This is a genomic window from Burkholderia sp. Ac-20392 (assembly GCF_017104585.1).
Lineage (GTDB): Bacteria > Pseudomonadota > Gammaproteobacteria > Burkholderiales > Burkholderiaceae > Burkholderia > Burkholderia lata.
In genome coordinates this window covers 1-1,390 of the sequence record NZ_JAAGPB010001016.1, presented here as the reverse complement: position 1 = coordinate 1,390, position 1,390 = coordinate 1, and the positions used below count along the sequence as shown (strand labels likewise).

Sequence of the window (1,390 nt, the reverse complement as noted above, 5' to 3'; positions counted from 1 at the left end):
CTTCAGGCAATCCTCCGCGCGCCAGCCGTGCAGCCAGTCGAGCGCGTCGTAGAACTGCGCCTGCGTGCGGCCGACCCAGAGCCCGTTGCGCACCTGCCGCTCGACGCCCTTCGCGTGATAGATCCGCCCCATCTCGCGCGCCGAATACAGCACGCGCGCGGTGCGCGGAATCCGCACGCGCTCGTACAGCGCGAACGCCGCTTCGAAATCGCCGTCGGTCTGTGCCACGGCCGCGCCGAGCGTCACCGCATCCTCGAGCGCCTGGCAGGCACCCTGCGCGATGTATTGCGTCATCGGATGCGCGGCGTCGCCGAGTACCGTCGCGCGGCCCTCGCTCCAGCGTTTGACCGGATCGCGATCGGCGGTCGCCCAGCGCTTCCACGACGTCGGCCGGTCGAGCATCTGCTTCGGCAGCGGATGGATGCCGTCGAAGTACGACAGCACTTCCTCCTTGCTCCCCTCGCGCACGCCCCAGGTTTCCTGTTCGCGGCTGTGGAACGTGACGACGAGGTTGTACTGCCGCCCGCCACGCAGCGGATAATGGACGAGATGGCAATGCGGGCCAGCCCACACGACCGGCGCATTGATCTGCAGATCCTGCGGCATGTTGTCGACGTCGACCACCGCGCGATACACGACGTGGCCCGTCACGCGATGCGCGTCGCCGATCAGCGCATGACGGATCGCGGATTTCACGCCGTCGCAGCCGATCACCGCATCGGCGCGATAACGTTCGCCGTGCTGGTCGGTCACGGTCACGCCGTTGCCGTCCTGCTCGAAGCTGCACACTTGCGTGCTCGTCCGGAATTCGATCAGCGGATGATCCTTGACCGCCTCGTAGATCGACAGGTGAATGTCCGCGCGATGAATCACCGCATACGGATTGCCGAAGCGCTCGCGGTACGCGGCGCCCGTATCGATGCGCGCAACCTCGCGCGCATCGACCGCATCCATCAGTTGCAACCAGTCGGTGAACACCGCCCGGCTGCGCGCGGCCTCGCCGACACCCAGCGCGTCGAGCGCGTTGAATGCATTCGCCGCGAGCTGGATACCCGCGCCGATCTCGCCGATCTGGTCTGCCTGTTCGAGCAGGTTCACGCGAATGCCCTGGCGCGCGAGCGCGAGCGCCGTCGCAAGCCCGCCGATGCCGCCGCCGATTACCAGCACGCGCCGGCCGTTGTGTTTTGTCTCGCCCATGTCTGTCTCCTGCTTTGTGTTACGCGACGTAATCCGGTTGTCGCTGCGGCTGTGCCGCGTCGAACGCCGGCTCGTGCCGCGCGTGTTCAAACACCGCGAGGCTGCGCGGATAGGCACTCAGGTCGCAATCCATTCGCAACGCATTCGCGACCTGCGGCACGAGGCACACGTCGGCCAGCGTCGGCGTGTCGCC

The 1,390-nt window shown here is 67.1% G+C and carries 1 protein-coding gene and 1 pseudogene; both read right to left on the bottom strand.

What is annotated here, in order from left to right; translation table 11 throughout:
* Nucleotides 1–1,197, bottom strand: a 1,197-nt coding sequence (locus G3N99_RS40515; protein WP_206125230.1) for a 3-hydroxybenzoate 6-monooxygenase, incomplete at its 3' end; no start/stop codon positions are given.
* A 19-nt stretch (nt 1,198–1,216) separates the two neighbouring features.
* Nucleotides 1,217–1,390: pseudogene (locus G3N99_RS40510) on the bottom strand (maleylacetoacetate isomerase); the annotation flags it as partial.